The organism is Rhodoferax sp. (assembly GCF_013297935.1).
Classification (GTDB): Bacteria; Pseudomonadota; Gammaproteobacteria; order Burkholderiales; family Burkholderiaceae_C; genus Allorhodoferax.
The window spans coordinates 1-14,445 of the sequence record NZ_JAAFIX010000016.1; the positions used below are offsets into that span (position 1 = coordinate 1).

Sequence of the window (14,445 nt, forward strand, 5' to 3'; positions counted from 1 at the left end):
TTGGGTGAGTTCGCGCTCACACGTACTTTCAAGGGTCACCCTGCGGACAAAAAAGTCCAGAAGAAATAAGGAGGTGACCATGGAAACTCGTGCAACCCTTCGTGGCGTCCGTTTGTCTGTTGACAAAGGTCGTCTGGTCGCGGACCTGATTCGCGGCAAGAAAGTTGATCAAGCTCTGAACATCTTGCAATTCACACAGAAAAAAGCTGCTGTGATCATCAAGAAGGTTCTTGAGTCCGCAATTGCCAACGCCGAACACAACGACGGCGCTGACATCGACGAATTGAAGGTTACGACCATCTACGTCGAACAAGGTGCTTCGCTGCGTCGCTTCACTGCGCGCGCTAAGGGCCGTGGCAATCAAATCCGTAAACCCACGTGCCACGTGTACGTGACGGTTGGAAACTGAAAGAGGCCAGGAAGATATGGGACAAAAAATCCACCCAACCGGCTTTCGTTTGGCGATCAGCCGCAACTGGTCTTCTCGCTGGTACGCAAGCAACCGTGATTTCGCCGGCATGTTGTCGGAAGACATCAAGGTTCGCGAGTACCTGAAGGCCAAACTGAAGAACGCTTCGGTCTCGCGCATTCTGATTGAGCGTCCTGCCAAGAACGCACGTATCACTATTTTCTCGGCACGTCCGGGTGTAGTGATCGGCAAGAAAGGCGAAGACATCGAGAACTTGAAGCGTGACCTCGGCAAGCAATTGGGCGTGCCAGTCGCAGTGAACATCGAAGAGGTGCGCAAGCCTGAAATCGATGCGAAGCTGATCGCTGACAGCATCACCCAGCAGCTCGAAAAGCGCATCATGTTCCGCCGTGCCATGAAGCGCGCCATGCAAAACGCTATGCGTTTGGGCGCTCTGGGCATCAAGATCATGTCGTCCGGTCGTTTGAACGGTATCGAAATCGCACGTACCGAGTGGTACCGTGAAGGCCGCGTGCCTTTGCACACACTCCGGGCAGATATCGACTACGGTACTTCCGAAGCCAAGACAACATACGGCATCATTGGCGTGAAGGTCTGGGTCTACAAGGGTGATACCTTGGGCCGTAACGATCTGCCAGCCGCAGTTGAGCCACGCGCTGAAGAAGAGCGTCGTCCTCGCGGCCCACGCCGTGATGACCGCGGTGCACGCCCAGGCGCAGCACCTCGTGGCGCTCGTCGTCCGGTCGGCAGCAATGCCGCTCCCGCTGATGGCAGCGACAAGCCCGCTGAAGCACTTGGTGCTGACGCTAAAACCGCCGTTAAGCGCGTTCGCAAAGTCGCCGCGCCAGCTGCAGCAGCTGACGGTAAAGGAGAATAAACATGTTGCAACCCGCTCGCCGGAAATACCGCAAAGAGCAAAAGGGCCGTAACACAGGAGTCGCGACACGAGGAAGCTCGGTCGCCTTCGGTGACTTCGGTCTGAAATGTACTGACCGCGGCCGTCTGACGGCTCGCCAGATCGAAGCTGCACGTCGTGCAATTTCCCGTCACGTGAAGCGTGGTGGTCGTATCTGGATCCGCGTGTTCCCTGATAAGCCGATTTCCCAAAAGCCTGCTGAAGTGCGTATGGGTAACGGTAAAGGTAACCCGGAGTACTACGTGGCTGAAATCCAGCCTGGCAAGATCGTGTTTGAGATCGTCGGTGTTCCCGAAGAACTCGCTCGCGAAGCTTTCCGCTTGGCCGCTGCGAAATTGCCTCTGCGTACGACATTTGTCAGCCGCATGATCGGCCAGTAATTCAGGAGATATCGAAATGACGAAAGCTGCTGAACTGCGCCAAAAAGACGTTGCCGGCCTGAAGGACGAAGTGAAAGCTTTGCAAAAAGCCCACTTCGGACTGCGTATGCAAAAAGCCACGCAACAAATCAACAACACCGCTTCGTTGCGCTCTGCGCGCCGCGATATTGCTCGTGCCAAGACTATTCTTGTGCAAAAGCAAAGCGCTGAAAAATCCGCCAAATAAGGAGCGATAAATGACGGAAGCTAAAAAATCCCTCAAGCGCACCTTGGTTGGCAAGGTGGTCAGCGACAAGCGTGCTAAGACAGTGACAGTGCTGATCGAGCGTCGTGTTAAGCACGAGCTCTACGGCAAGATTGTTGCGAAATCCAGCAAGTACCACGCCCATGACGAAAAGGGTGAGTACAAGTTGGGGGACGTGATCGAAATCACTGAAAGCAAGCCAATCTCCAAAACCAAAAACTGGGTTGCGACCCGTTTGGTAGAGAAGGCAGCTGCAGTTTAAGTCTTTAAGACCTGAGCTAGCAGCTAAAGAGAAAACGGCCCACAATGTGGGCCGTTTTCATTGGTGGTTACTTTTTGCATTAGGAGCAAACATGATTCAAGTAGGCGACGTACTTCCAGAAACAACGCTCATGGAATATTCGGAAGTAGAGGGCGAGGGCTGCAGCATCGGACCCAATCCGGTTTCCGTAGCAAAGGCCACTGCGGGCAAGACCATCGCACTCTTTGCTTTGCCTGGTGCATTCACCCCGACCTGCTCCGCAAAACATGTTCCCGGGTATGTCAAAAGCGCAGAGGCTTTCCAGTCGGCTGGTATTGACGAAATCTGGTGCGTGAGTGTGAACGACGCGTTTGTGATGGGCGCTTGGGCACGCGATCAAAAGACCGGAACCAAAGTGCGCATGTTGGCCGATGGCGACGCTGCATTCGCGAAGGCAACTGGCCTGACGCTAGATCTGACCGGCAAAGGCCTGGGCCTGCGTTCCAACCGTTATTCGATGTTGGTCAAGGACGGTAAAGTCGCCACCTTGAATATTGAAGGCCCCGGCAAATTCGAAGTCAGTGACGCAGCCACTCTGCTGGCACAAGCGAAGGCCTAAGGCCTCTAGCGGGTCGAATCAGAGTTCGGCCCGCAGGTAGTGTGCCCCTGCTATCGGATTGAAGTAGTACGGGGGCACTTCCACAAAGCCCAGTTCCGCATACAGAGCTCTCGCACTTTCCATGTCGTTCAGCGTGTCCAGCAACACGCAGTCGTACCCCATGGTGCGCGCAGATTCCAAAACGCCCTCTGCTAACACCCGGCCCAGCCCGAGCCTGCGGTATTTGGGGCGAACATAGAGTCGTTTCATTTCAGATGCGTTGGCATAGTCCACGTTGTCCAAAGGACGCAGAGCGCAACAGCCTGCCCACGCACCCTCAATTTCTGCAATCAGCAGGGCGCCACGTGGGGCTGCGTACTCGCCCGGCAAGGTCGACAGCTCGGACTCAAAATTCTGAAAACACAGATCCACGCCGAGACTCTCTGCATATTCGCTAAAGAGATGACGCACCTCCGCCAACAATTCTGGCGTATCAGCGAGCCGGAGGCGGGGCGTAGAGAGAGCATTTTGGGTTGTCATACGGCACAAGAGTCGAAGGGGAGACGTTTTCACCGCTCGCAGACTGGCAATGTATCACCCCCACCCTATCAGGTGCCTTGCAACAAAAAAGCCGCGCAGCCAAGCGAAAGATCAGGATTCCTGCAAAAGTGACTCAATCAAACGGTGAAGCTCTTTGAAGTCGGGCTGACCCACATAGCGCTTCACAATATCGCCCCGCTTGTTCACTAAGTAGCTAGTGGGCGTTAAGGTCACTTCACCCCAGGACTTTGCAATCGCACCGGTGTTGTCAATCGCCACGTCAAACGGGAGCTTTCGGGTCTGCGCAAAGTTTACAACGTAGCTCGGCGGATCGTAGGCCATGGCCACCGCCACCATGCCGTACCCCTTGCCCTTGAACTTTTCATACGTCTCTATCATGTGCGGCATTTCAGCGACACAGGTGGTGCAACTTGTGGCCCAGAAGTTCACCAAGGTCACCTGTCCCTTTAAATCGTAGGTGGTCTTGGTGGAGCCGTCCAAAAGTACGAAGGTAGAAGCCGGGGCAGCTTTGCTATCGCCGACCCAAAAAGCACCTCCGGCTACCAAGCAAGCCGCTACGATTACACCCAACACCATTTGTTTTTTCATACGCAGGACTTTTTACTATGGACCGCAGACAGTTTACGACGCTCACCCTATTCGGAACAACGCTGTTCAGCGCCGCAATGCAACAGGCGCATGCGCTGAGTCTCTCAGACCTCTCCAATGCTGACGCGGGCAAGGGACTCAAGACAGCACTCGAAAAAGGAGCCTCAGCAGCCATTGCGCAACTGGGCGCAGTGGATGGATTCCTTGGCAACGAAAAAGTTCGAATTGCTTTGCCGGGCTACCTGGAAGACGCGGCGAAGCTGATGCGCACGTTCGGCCAAGGCGCAAAGGTCGATGAGCTAGTAACATCCATGAACCGCGCAGCTGAGACCGCGGTACCGATGGCGAAAGACGTCTTGATGAAAGCAGTCCAAGGCATGTCGGTACAGGATGCCAAAGGCATTCTCTCCGGCGGCGATACGGCGGTCAGCCAGTTCTTTGCTGAAAAAACCCGCAGCCCTTTGGGAACCAAGTTTTTGCCCATCGTGACCCAAGCCACGGCCAAGGTCGGTCTGGCAGACAAGTACAACCAGGTCGCGGGCCGCGCCTCAGATCTGGGCTTGATGAAAAAAGAAGATGCCAATATTCAGCAATATGTCACCGCCAAGGCGCTGGACGGCCTGTACCTGATGATCGGTGAAGAAGAAAAGAAAATCCGGCAGAACCCGGTAGCCTACGGAAGCAGCATCCTGACGAAGGTCTTCGGCACCCTGAAATGATCCAACGCACGTCCGTGAAGTTGGCTGTGCTACTGGGTGCAGCCGCCCTGTTGAGTGCCTGCACTCCGACCATGAACTGGCGCAAGGTGCCGTTGGGCGATGTGGGGTTCAACCTGCCCTGCAAGCCCGACAGTGCTACCCGCAAACAACAGATCGGCGCACAAACCGTCTCACTGGACGTGACCGGATGTGAGGCCGGTGGAGCATTATTTGCGGTGAGCCATGTAGCACTTGCCTCTGCCGAAAGTCACGTCGGCTTGCAGAAAGCATGGCAGCAGCAGACACTGCAGTCCATGCGCGCCCATACGGTCGGCGCTGAAGCCTGGGCCCCGCCACCGTGGGGCAGCCATGCCAAAGCCATGAGCGCCACAGGAACTGATCCGCGGGGGCAAGTGGTCAAAGCGCACTTGATATGGTTTCTGCGCGGGCAGCACCTCTACCATCTCGCCATTTATACACCGAGCCTATCGCCCGAATGGGCACTCACATTTACCGAAGACCTGACCCCGCTATGACCTCCATGCCCCGCCACAAGGTGATAGCCATATTCTTTGCATTCGCATTTGCCTACTTTTTATCCGCGCTCATTCGCGCGATTACAGCCACGATAGCGCCCACCTTGGTCGCCGAGTTTCAGTTGCAATCTGCAGACCTCGGCTTACTGGCCGGCGGGTACTTTCTGGGTTTTGCGGCGATGCAACTCCCCTTGGGCAAATGGCTGGACAGCCATGGCCCCCGCAAGGTTGAGACACTTTTCCTCGGCGTTGCCTTGGCGGGTTGTCTTGCCTTCTCGCAAGCGGATGGGTTTACCGGTCTTCTATTCGCCCGGATTTTGTGCGGTGTGGGCGTGTGTGCCTGTCTGATGGCGGCACTGACGGGCTACCGGCGCTGGTTTGCCCCGGAGCAACTCATGCGAGCTAATTCGTGGATGTTGATGGTGGGCGCCTTCGGCATGGTGGCCTCCACCCTGCCGGTGCAGTGGCTGCTGCCAGCTATCGGCTGGCGTGGTATTTTTCTGGCTTTGGCCGGCTTGATGCTCATCAGCATGCTCCTCATTACATGGCAAATCCCGGCGTGGTCACCCCCAAGCCCGGTGGCGGGCGGACCGTCTCCCGCGTCGGGATACGGTGAAGTGTGGCGCAGCACTTACTTCCGGTCGCTGGCCCCCTTGGGCTTTGTCAACTACGGCGGACTGGTCGCAATGCAAACCCTGTGGGCAGGCCCTTGGATGACCAAAGTGGCGGGCTACACCCCGGCGCAAGCGGCGAGCGGGCTCTTCTGGCTGAACGTCGCCATGCTGCTGGCCTATTGGCTTTGGGGCCTGGCCAACCCATGGTTGGCGCGCAAGGGTCACACCGCCGAAAAACTGATTCGCTGGTGGATGCCTCTGAGTTTTGTGATGCTTGCTATATTAATCATAGCTGGGTCCGCAATATCTATATGGGCTGCAGTCATATTTGCTTTGTATTGCGTGAGTTCTACGGTCGCCGCACTTGCCCAGCCGGCGGTGGGTATGGCATTCCCCGCAGCACTGGCCGGCCGCGCGCTCTCTGCCTACAACCTCGTGATTTTTGCAGGGGTGTTCGCCGTGCAGTGGGGTATCGGCTTGTTGCTCGATGTACTCAAGTCGCTGGGGCTGACAGAAGTGCTTGCCTACCAGGCGACCTTTGGGGTCTTTGGCGTGGCAAGCGTCGTGGCCTATCTGGTGGCGTGCCGGGCAAAGACGCCATAATGAACCCCAACCCTGAAGCTCTATGAACACCGGCATCCTCATCATCGCCCACGCCCCTCTTGCCAGTGCATTGCGGGCCTGCGTCTTGCATGTGTACCCTGATGCAGGTGAAGGCATCATCGCACTGGACGTGCCCGCCAATGAGAACCCCGACGTCACCCGCGCAGCCGCCAAGACCCTGCTCAGCCGCTTGGGCACCGCGCACGCACTCGTTTTGACCGATGTGTTCGGCGCGACCCCCTGCAACATCGCCCAAAAGGTGGTGGACGGGCATCAGTCCAAGCTGGTGGTGGGGGTAAATCTCCCTATGCTGCTGCGCACCGTCAACTACCGCCATGAGCCGCTCGATGTCCTCGTTACACGTGCCTTGGCGGGCGGTGCCCAGAGCATCATGCAGGTTGCCGTGACTGCACCGCAAAACCAACATCGCAAAACCCATGATCAGCACCAACACGACCATAGTCAATAAACTGGGCCTGCACGCGCGGGCCTCGGCCAAACTCACCAAACTCGCCGGTAGCTTTCCCTGCGAGGTCTGGATGTCCCGCGGCGAGCGCCGAGTGAATGCCAAGAGCATCATGGGTGTCATGATGCTGGCAGCTGGCATCGGCTCGGAAATCACCCTGGAAACCAACGGCGAACGCGAGCAAGAGGCCATGGACGCCCTGCTGGCCTTGATCAGCGACAAATTCGGCGAAGGCGAATGACCTTTTCAGTCCACGGTCTCGCCGTCTCCCGCGGCATCGCCATCGGGCGCGCCGTGCTGGTTGCGTCCAGCCGGATGGATGTGGCCCACTACTTCATCAAGCCGGACGAAGTGGAGGCCGAAATTGCCCGTGTGCGGGCGGGCCGCGATGCGGTGGTCGAAGAAATCTACCGGCTCCAGACCAGCATCAGCCGCATGGGCCCCAAAGAAGCGCCCACCGAATTGGCGGCGCTGCTCGACGTTCACCTGATGCTCTTGCAGGACGAAGAGTTGGTGGGTGGCGTCAAGCACTGGATCACCGACCGCCTGTACAACGCGGAGTGGGCCTTAACCACGCAGCTGGAAATCATTGCCCGCCATTTCGATGAAATGGAAGACGCCTACCTGCGCGAGCGCAAGGCGGACATGGAGCAGATCTGTGAGCGCGTCTTGCGGGCCATGAAGGGCACCCAGTCCCCGGTTCTGCCTGCCCAGTCACGCCCGGGCCGAAAAGGTGCGCAACAAGACTTGTTGCTCGACGACACGGTGGATGTGCCGTTGGTGCTCATTGCCCACGACCTGTCGCCTGCCGACATGCTGCAATTCAAGCAAAGCGTGTTCGCCGGTTTTATTACCGACGTGGGGGGCAAGACCTCCCACACCGCCATCGTGGCGCGCAGTATGGATATTCCTGCCGTCGTGGGCGCACGCACTTGCAGCCAACTCGTGCGCCAAGACGACTGGGTCATCATCGACGGCGATGCGGGGGTGGTCATCGTCGACCCCTCGCCCATCATCCTCGCGGAATATGGCTTCAAACAGCGCCAGGGAGAGCTGGAGCGTGGCCGTCTGCAGCGCTTGTTGCACACTCCCGCCATCACGATGGATGACGAAAAAATCCAGCTCCTGGCCAACATTGAAATGCCGGAAGACGCCCACGTTGCCCTCAAAGCGGGTGCCTTGGGCGTTGGACTTTTTCGCAGCGAGTTTCTGTTCATGGGGCGCTATGGCCAACTGCCTGACGAAGAGGAGCAATACCTCGCTTACAAAAAAGCGGTCGAAGGCATGGAGGGGCTGCCAGTCACCATCCGCACGGTGGATGTGGGGGCCGACAAGCCCTTGGACGAGTCGGTCCATGACGACGCGCACCTGAACCCCGCTTTGGGGCTGCGCGCCATCCGCTGGAGCTTGGCCGAGCCTGCCATGTTCCTGACGCAGCTGCGTGCCATTTTGCGGGCCGCGGCCCACGGCAAGGTCCGTCTCTTGATACCGATGCTGGCGCATGCCAGTGAGATCCGGCAGACCCTCGCGCACATCGAGCGTGCCCGTGCCCAACTGGACCGGCGCGGGGCGGTCTACGGCCCGGTGCAGCTGGGCGCCATGATCGAGATTCCGGCAGCGGCCCTGAGCCTGCCCTTGTTCTTGAAGTACTTCGACTTCTTGTCGATCGGTACCAACGATCTGATCCAGTACACCTTGGCCATTGACCGGGCCGACGAGTCTGTGGCCCACCTCTATGACCCCATGCACCCGGCGGTACTGCGGCTGGTGGCCGACACCATTGCCGAGTGTCGCGCCCAGGGCAAGGATGTGAGTGTGTGCGGGGAGATGGCCGGTGATGTCACGCTGACCCGCCTGTTGCTAGGCCTGGGTTTGCGCAGCTTCTCCATGCACCCCGCGCAAATTCTGGCAGTCAAGCAAGAGATTCTGCGCTCGGACACCAGCAAACTCGCGGTCTGGGCCCAGCGTGTGCGCACGGCCGAAGACCCTGCACTGGAGATGTCGAACAGCCACATCTAGAGTGGGCTAGTCTTGGATTTTGCTATTGTTTTGGTAGCTGCTTGCGCATATTCTGTGAGGGCTGGTGGTACTTTTCGCTATATTACGGCTTGGCGCGCGAACCCAGCACGGCGGCGCCCACGATCATGACAGCCGCCAGTGCCACGCTGGCGCTGGGCCACTCGCCGCGCATCCAGAGCAGGCCCAGGGTGGAGAGCAGCGGCGTCAGAAATGACAACACGCCGATGGTGCGCGCATCCCCGCGCTTCAGCGCCGCATCCCACAGGTAAAACGCGCCGCCCAAGGGGCCCAAGCCCAAAGCCGCGAGCAGCTGCCAATCGTGTGCGCTCAGCGTGACGGATGGCTCCAGGAGCGCGTGGCACAGCAGCGAGAGCAGCCCCGACACCAGCCCGAACAGGCCGATGGCCGCATTCGGAAAGGGCGGCACCCGCTGCGTCAGCAGCGAATAGCTCGCCCAGACGAATGCAGACGCCATGGCCGGCAGGTAACCCCAGGCCCAACCGCCCATGTCGCTACCCGCACCGCGGCCACCCAGAATGGCCAGCGCAGCACCTGCAAAGCCCAGTAAGGCTGCGGCCACGTGCAGCACACGCAGGCGCATACCGGGCAGAAACAGCGGGGCCATCAGCACAATGCCCAGCGGCCACAGGTAGTTCACCAGATTGGCCTGTACCGGCGGCGCATGGCGCAGGGCGATAAACAGCAAAAAGTGAAATCCGAACAGCCCGTACACCCCCAGTGCCAAGGTGGCGGCGGGCACCTTCCATTCGCTTACCCGCCCACGCGACAGCACCAGGCCAATCACGCTGCCGATGACCAGGCCCACTCCCGTGAGCAGAAACGGCGGCACATGGCCCAGAGAGACTCCCAAGGGAGCTAGGCTGCCCCAAAGGGCGATGGCGGCAAGCGCGAGCAGAGAAGCGTTCATTCCCTCAAGCTTACCGGCACCAGTTCACTGTCTGTCAACACCCACTCAGGCCAGGCGCTGGTTGGTGGAAGGGCGCTTCCAAAGGTTGATGCCGCCGTCCACCGCGTGCCCGTCAATCGCAGCCAGCTCGTCGGCGCTGAAGCTCAGGTTGCTCATGGCACCCACCAGGTCCACGATCTGCTCCGGCTTGCTGGCCCCGATCAAAGCGGAGGTGACGCGTGCATCGCGCAGCACCCAGGCCGTGGCCATTTGCGCCAGGCTCTGGCCGCGGGCTTGGGCGATGTCGTTCAGGGCGCGCACATGTTTGAGGTTTTGCTCGCTCAGGTGGTCCTGCTTGAAGGAGCTACCGCCGGGACGGTTGATGCGCGCATCCGCAGGCACGCCATTCAGGTACTTGTTGGTCAGCAGTCCTTGGGCCAGCGCACTGAACGCGATGCAGCCCATGCCGGTGTCGTCCAGGGCGTCCAGCAGGTCCTCTTCGATCCAGCGGTTCATCAGGCTGTACGAGGGCTGGTGGATCAGCATGGGCACACCCATGCTCTTGAGGATGGCGGCCGCCTCGCGGGTCTTAGTGCCCGAGTAGCTGCTGATGCCGGCGTAGAGGGCCTTGCCTTGCTGCACGGCGGTGGCCAGCGCACCCATGGTTTCTTCGAGCGGGGTGTCGGGGTCAAAACGGTGGCTGTAGAAAATGTCCACATAGTCCAAGCCCATGCGCTTCAAACTCTGGTCCAGGCTGGCCAGCACATATTTGCGCGAACCGCCGCCCTGGCCGTAGGGGCCTGGCCACATGTCGTAACCGGCCTTGCTGGAGATGATCAGCTCGTCGCGGTAAGGCATGAAGTCGCGACGCAGGTGCTCGCCGAAGTTGGTCTCGGCGCTGCCGTAGGGCGGGCCATAGTTGTTGGCCAGGTCAAAGTGGGTGATGCCTAAATCGAACGCCGTGCGCAACATGTCGCGCTGGGCCTGGAAGGGTGTGGCATCCCCGAAGTTGTGCCACAGGCCCAGCGACACCGCCGGGAGTTTGAGGCCACTTTTGCCGCAGGTGCGGTAAGGGACACGTCCGTCATATCGGTCGGAGGCTGCGTGGTACATGATGTGTTTGGTGCGTGAAAGTGACAACTGAGGATCGCTATTTTTGTTCATTTTTTATGCGCTTAAATTCACAAGCGGAATGCCCCGATTTCTGTCGATGTCACGGGAGGTGAAGTCGGTCTCCCTGCATACTCCACGCCATGAACTTGAACGAATCCGACATGAAAGTACAAGAGCCCCGGCTCTGGAGCAGCGACGGCTGGACGGCCCGCGTGGTGAAAAATGAAGACGACGACGGCTGGGCCGTGGCTATGACGGCTGACGGCGCTTCCGAGCCTGCGCTGGTGGGCCCTTGGACCATGGGCCGCGACAAAAAGAACCCCAAGCCGCTGGACCAGAGCGCTTTCTTGACGCTGGTGAAAACCGCGCGCGAATTTGTGCGGCGCAGCGAGCAGCAGCTGCACGCCAGCCTGCACCAAAGCATGGAGGTGGCGGCCGGGGAGGGGCGGGTCAGGGTCTATCTGGACATTGAGCCCGACGAAGAGAATCCCACCGCCACATTGACGGCGCGCGACGAGGGCGACGACCTGTTGGCACAGGTCAAGGTGTCACCCACATTCAAGCTCAGCCGCGCCAGCGCGGTGGCCTGGGTGGAGGGTGGCTACGCCAAGCCTTGAAGTAAAAATAGCTGCTAGCGCACAGTAGATGAGCGCTAGCAGCTATCAAATTAGTAGCAATCTGGATCTCAGGCGGCGGGCGCACCCATGGCGTGGCCGGCCTGCACATCTGCGTGGTAGCTGGAGCGCACCATCGCACCTACTGCGGCGTGTTTGAAGCCCATTTTGTAGGCCTCTTCTTCAAACATTTTGAAGGTGTCGGGGTGCACATAGCGGCGGACCGGCAGGTGGCTGGTGCTGGGTGCTAGGTATTGCCCGATGGTCAGCATCTCGATGTTGTGAGCGCGCATGTCGCGCATGACTTCGAGAATTTCTTCGTCGGTCTCGCCCAAGCCGACCATCAAGCCGCTCTTGGTGGGCACATCCGGGAACAGCGCCTTGAATTTTTTGAGCAGGTTGAGCGAGAACTGGTAGTCCGAGCCCGGGCGCGCTTCTTTGTAGAGGCGGGGAATGGTTTCCAGGTTGTGGTTCATCACATCCGGTGGTGCGGCTTTCAGGATTTCCAGGGCGCGGTCATCACGGCCGCGGAAGTCGGGCACCAGCACCTCGATTTGTGTCTTGGGAGACAGCTCGCGCGTTTTGCGGATGCACTCCACAAAGTGGCCGGCTCCGCCGTCGCGCAGGTCGTCGCGGTCCACGCTGGTGATCACCACGTAATTGAGTTTGAGCTGGGCAATGGTCTTGGCAAGGTTGTCGGGCTCATTCACATCCAGCGGGTCAGGACGGCCGTGGCCCACATCGCAGAAGGGGCAGCGGCGGGTGCACTTGTCGCCCATGATCATGAAGGTGGCTGTGCCCTTGCCGAAGCATTCGCCAATGTTGGGGCAGCTGGCTTCTTCGCACACGGTCACCAGTTTGTTGGCGCGCAGTGTCTCTTTGATTTCATAGAAGCGGGTGGTCGGGCTGCCGGCCTTGACGCGGATCCAGTCCGGCTTCTTGAGCATTTCACCTGCTTGAACCTTGACTGGAATGCGCGCCAGCTTGGCCTGCGCTTTTTGCTTAGCCAGCGGGTTGTAGTCCGCAGTCGATTGGGCTTCACGCACGGTCGGGTTGGCGGTGCTGTGTTCGCGCTTGGTGTCGAGTGAGGTATCGCTTTGGCTCATGGTGTGGCGTCTCTGCTGCAGGGTCGTGGACCCGGGCGCACCTTAGGGTGCAAGGTAAGTGGCGAGTTTTTGGCCCAGTACATCAGCGGCATCTTGCCAGCTGACTTGAACCCCGATTGTAGAAAGGTCTATGGTCTGCAGCTGTGTGTAGCCACATGGGTTGATACGGGAGAAGGGCTCCAGGTCCATGGCTACATTCAACGCAACCCCGTGGTAGCTGCAATTGCGGCTGACCTTGATGCCAAGTGCAGATATTTTGCCCAGACCCGTGAAATCCGGATCGGCCGATCCCTCAACACCCCGTTGCGGGCGCTGCGCCAAAGGGCTGTGCCCGCTGGGGTCTTCCAAGCGGACGTAAATGCCCGGTGCACCCGCCACGCGGTGACCCGTGACACCAAAATGAAGCAAGGTCTTGATGACGGATTCCTCGATACGGTAGACATATTCTTTGACGAAATAGCCTGCACGCTTGAGGTCGATCATCGGGTAGCCCATGACCTGGCCGGGGCCGTGGTAGGTGACTTGTCCGCCCCGATTGGTTTGCACCACCGGAATGTCGCCCGGCATAAAAATATGCTCGGGCTTGCCCGCCAAGCCCTGGGTGAAGACGGGTGGGTGCTCACAAATCCATAGCTGGTCCGGCACATCTGATGCGAGCCCAACAGCCCTTTCATGGGTAAATCGTTGCATGGCCTCGTAGGTTGGCACATAGTCCAACCGGCCACGCTGCTGTAAGTCGATGGCCACGGCCTACAACACCACTTTCACCATGGGGTGCGTGGAGAGCGTGCGGTAGAGTTCATCCAGCTGCTCCCGGCTGGTGGCGGTCACCGTGATGGTGACGCCCAGGTAGTTGCCGCCCTTGCTCTCGCGCAGCTCAATGGTCGTGGCGTCGAATGCGGGATCAAACTGCGACGCAATCATGCTGATGGCATGCACGAGGCCATCCACTTTATGGCCCATGACTTTGATGGGGAAAAGCGAGGGGTACTCAATCAGGGAGTCGGCCCGGGAAATTTCAGGGGTGTTGCTTGGGGGGAGTGTGGTGGCCATGCTCGCGCCTTTCAAAGGTTGACCGCGGTTCATCAGGTCGGGTGCTGGTAGGCCGCCTTGACCGCAATCTTGTAGTGATTCGGGATTATCGCTTTCGCGAAGAGATGGGGTGCAGCAGTCGCTGTTTAAGCTTACGGGCGGCTGATGATGTCGGCTTTTTGTGTAATTGCCGGTGCGGACGGGTTTCTACGTATAATCAGAGGCTGTGCGTTGAACCGGGCAACAATCTGAGTGCGTTTTTGACAATGACAATACCGCATCCGAAGAATGTTGTTTCTAGCGCCGACAACCCAGATGGGGTGTTGGAAGAAGAGTTCAAGCCCCTGACGGCTGCAGAAGCTCTGCAGTGGCGGAGGCGCAATCCTCCTGTGTCGCCATGGCGTGTTATCAGCATGCAGTGCGTGGTGGCTCTGTTGGTGGCGTTGATTGCATTGGCTGGTTTTGGATTCGCTGCTGGCGTATCCGCGCTGTACGGTGCTTTGGCGGTGATTGTTCCTGCTGCAGCTTTGGCGCGTGGCATGGGCAGGCAAGCCGGAGTTCGGGATTCCGGGGCGGCGTTTTTGGGTTTTGTGGTTTGGGAGGTGGTGAAGGTTGTGTTGACGGTAGCGATGCTGCTGGCGGCGCCCAAGCTGGTTCCCGGACTGAATTGGTTGGCACTTGTGGCTGGCTTCGTGGTGACGATGAAGGTGTATTGGGTGGCCGCGTGGCTGCAGAGCAAGCACCCCATCCCGCTGTAATTTTTTGAATTTTGGTGACAT

Annotated in this window: 21 protein-coding genes and 1 pseudogene; 15 read left to right on the forward strand and 7 right to left on the reverse strand. The window is 58.9% G+C overall.

From position 1 onward, the window contains the following. The 7 genes and pseudogenes from QZW03_RS16080 to QZW03_RS16110 form a co-directional block, all read left to right on the forward strand. A pseudogene (locus QZW03_RS16080) lies at nucleotides 1-69 on the forward strand (30S ribosomal protein S19); the annotation flags it as partial. A 10-nt stretch (nucleotides 70-79) separates the two neighbouring features. Beyond that, a complete protein-coding gene (rplV, locus tag QZW03_RS16085) occupies nucleotides 80-409 on the forward strand; it encodes a 50S ribosomal protein L22 (protein ID WP_029708118.1) in 330 nt (109 codons plus the stop codon). Nucleotides 410-425: 16 nt separating this feature from the next. Then, complete coding sequence (rpsC, locus tag QZW03_RS16090) at nucleotides 426-1,307, forward strand: 30S ribosomal protein S3 (protein WP_296511047.1); 882 nt, start codon at nucleotides 426-428, stop codon at nucleotides 1,305-1,307. 2 nt (nucleotides 1,308-1,309) lie between these two features. Continuing rightward, on the forward strand, nucleotides 1,310-1,726 hold the full coding sequence (gene rplP, locus QZW03_RS16095) for a 50S ribosomal protein L16 (protein WP_068836220.1): 417 nt from the start codon (nucleotides 1,310-1,312) through the stop codon (nucleotides 1,724-1,726). A 16-nt stretch (nucleotides 1,727-1,742) separates the two neighbouring features. Next, the gene (gene rpmC / locus QZW03_RS16100) at nucleotides 1,743-1,952 is read left to right on the forward strand and encodes a 50S ribosomal protein L29 (protein WP_296511048.1); all 210 of its coding nucleotides are present in this window, start codon (nucleotides 1,743-1,745) and stop codon (nucleotides 1,950-1,952) included. Between the two features lie 10 nt (nucleotides 1,953-1,962). Beyond that, the gene (gene rpsQ / locus QZW03_RS16105) at nucleotides 1,963-2,232 is read left to right on the forward strand and encodes a 30S ribosomal protein S17 (RefSeq protein ID WP_296511049.1); all 270 of its coding nucleotides are present in this window, start codon (nucleotides 1,963-1,965) and stop codon (nucleotides 2,230-2,232) included. A gap of 91 nt (nucleotides 2,233-2,323) precedes the next feature. Further along, complete coding sequence (locus tag QZW03_RS16110) at nucleotides 2,324-2,830, forward strand: peroxiredoxin (RefSeq protein ID WP_296511050.1); 507 nt, start codon at nucleotides 2,324-2,326, stop codon at nucleotides 2,828-2,830. Nucleotides 2,831-2,848: 18 nt separating this feature from the next. Here the strand turns inward: QZW03_RS16110 and QZW03_RS16115 are convergent, their stop codons facing one another. Next, nucleotides 2,849-3,349, reverse strand: a complete 501-nt coding sequence (locus QZW03_RS16115; RefSeq protein WP_296511051.1) for a GNAT family N-acetyltransferase — start codon at nucleotides 3,347-3,349, stop codon at nucleotides 2,849-2,851. Nucleotides 3,350-3,460: 111 nt separating this feature from the next. Continuing rightward, nucleotides 3,461-3,958, reverse strand: coding sequence for a TlpA disulfide reductase family protein (locus tag QZW03_RS16120; protein ID WP_296511052.1), 498 nt, complete (start codon nucleotides 3,956-3,958; stop codon nucleotides 3,461-3,463). 17 nt (nucleotides 3,959-3,975) lie between these two features. Here QZW03_RS16120 and QZW03_RS16125 point away from each other — a divergent pair, with 17 nt between their 5' ends. From QZW03_RS16125 to ptsP, 6 genes are read left to right on the forward strand one after another with little or no spacing between them, the layout of a single operon-like run. Beyond that, nucleotides 3,976-4,677, forward strand: coding sequence for a DUF4197 domain-containing protein (locus QZW03_RS16125; protein ID WP_296511054.1), 702 nt, complete (start codon nucleotides 3,976-3,978; stop codon nucleotides 4,675-4,677). Next, nucleotides 4,674-5,192: a hypothetical protein gene (locus QZW03_RS16130; protein ID WP_296511055.1), complete on the forward strand. Its 519-nt coding sequence runs from the start codon at nucleotides 4,674-4,676 to the stop codon at nucleotides 5,190-5,192. Before QZW03_RS16125 ends, QZW03_RS16130 begins: the two co-directional genes overlap by 4 nt. Next, nucleotides 5,189-6,409 (forward strand): MFS transporter, encoded by a 1,221-nt coding sequence (locus tag QZW03_RS16135; RefSeq protein ID WP_296511056.1) that lies wholly within the window; start codon nucleotides 5,189-5,191, stop codon nucleotides 6,407-6,409. The genes QZW03_RS16130 and QZW03_RS16135 overlap by 4 nt, the downstream gene beginning before the upstream one ends. A gap of 22 nt (nucleotides 6,410-6,431) precedes the next feature. Beyond that, nucleotides 6,432-6,878 (forward strand): PTS fructose transporter subunit IIA, encoded by a 447-nt coding sequence (locus tag QZW03_RS16140; protein WP_296511057.1) that lies wholly within the window; start codon nucleotides 6,432-6,434, stop codon nucleotides 6,876-6,878. Then, the gene (locus QZW03_RS16145) at nucleotides 6,847-7,116 is read left to right on the forward strand and encodes an HPr family phosphocarrier protein (protein ID WP_296511058.1); all 270 of its coding nucleotides are present in this window, start codon (nucleotides 6,847-6,849) and stop codon (nucleotides 7,114-7,116) included. The genes QZW03_RS16140 and QZW03_RS16145 overlap by 32 nt, the downstream gene beginning before the upstream one ends. Further along, nucleotides 7,113-8,894, forward strand: a complete 1,782-nt coding sequence (gene ptsP, locus QZW03_RS16150; protein ID WP_296511059.1) for a phosphoenolpyruvate--protein phosphotransferase — start codon at nucleotides 7,113-7,115, stop codon at nucleotides 8,892-8,894. The genes QZW03_RS16145 and ptsP overlap by 4 nt, the downstream gene beginning before the upstream one ends. A gap of 82 nt (nucleotides 8,895-8,976) precedes the next feature. Here the strand turns inward: ptsP and QZW03_RS16155 are convergent, their stop codons facing one another. Together QZW03_RS16155 and mgrA are read right to left on the reverse strand one after the other, a co-directional pair. Continuing rightward, nucleotides 8,977-9,822, reverse strand: coding sequence for a DMT family transporter (locus tag QZW03_RS16155; protein ID WP_296511060.1), 846 nt, complete (start codon nucleotides 9,820-9,822; stop codon nucleotides 8,977-8,979). Nucleotides 9,823-9,867: 45 nt separating this feature from the next. Further along, the gene (gene mgrA, locus QZW03_RS16160) at nucleotides 9,868-10,917 is read right to left on the reverse strand and encodes an L-glyceraldehyde 3-phosphate reductase (RefSeq protein ID WP_296511099.1); all 1,050 of its coding nucleotides are present in this window, start codon (nucleotides 10,915-10,917) and stop codon (nucleotides 9,868-9,870) included. A 137-nt stretch (nucleotides 10,918-11,054) separates the two neighbouring features. Between mgrA and QZW03_RS16165 the strand changes: the two genes are divergently transcribed. After that, nucleotides 11,055-11,531, forward strand: coding sequence for a hypothetical protein (locus QZW03_RS16165; RefSeq protein ID WP_296511061.1), 477 nt, complete (start codon nucleotides 11,055-11,057; stop codon nucleotides 11,529-11,531). Between the two features lie 68 nt (nucleotides 11,532-11,599). Here the strand turns inward: QZW03_RS16165 and lipA are convergent, their stop codons facing one another. The 3 genes from lipA to QZW03_RS16180 are packed head-to-tail and all read right to left on the reverse strand — an operon-like array spanning nucleotide 11,600 to nucleotide 13,687. Continuing rightward, nucleotides 11,600-12,634: a lipoyl synthase gene (gene lipA / locus QZW03_RS16170; protein WP_296511062.1), complete on the reverse strand. Its 1,035-nt coding sequence runs from the start codon at nucleotides 12,632-12,634 to the stop codon at nucleotides 11,600-11,602. Between the two features lie 42 nt (nucleotides 12,635-12,676). Then, nucleotides 12,677-13,381 carry a lipoyl(octanoyl) transferase LipB gene (lipB, locus tag QZW03_RS16175; RefSeq protein WP_296511064.1) on the reverse strand — a complete coding sequence of 235 codons (705 nt, stop codon included), beginning with the start codon at nucleotides 13,379-13,381 and terminating at the stop codon, nucleotides 12,677-12,679. A gap of 3 nt (nucleotides 13,382-13,384) precedes the next feature. Then, the gene (locus QZW03_RS16180) at nucleotides 13,385-13,687 is read right to left on the reverse strand and encodes a DUF493 family protein (RefSeq protein WP_296511065.1); all 303 of its coding nucleotides are present in this window, start codon (nucleotides 13,685-13,687) and stop codon (nucleotides 13,385-13,387) included. Nucleotides 13,688-13,932: 245 nt separating this feature from the next. Here QZW03_RS16180 and QZW03_RS16185 point away from each other — a divergent pair, with 245 nt between their 5' ends. After that, complete coding sequence (locus QZW03_RS16185) at nucleotides 13,933-14,424, forward strand: ATP synthase subunit I (protein WP_296511066.1); 492 nt, start codon at nucleotides 13,933-13,935, stop codon at nucleotides 14,422-14,424. Nucleotides 14,425-14,445: the final 21 nt, after the last annotated feature.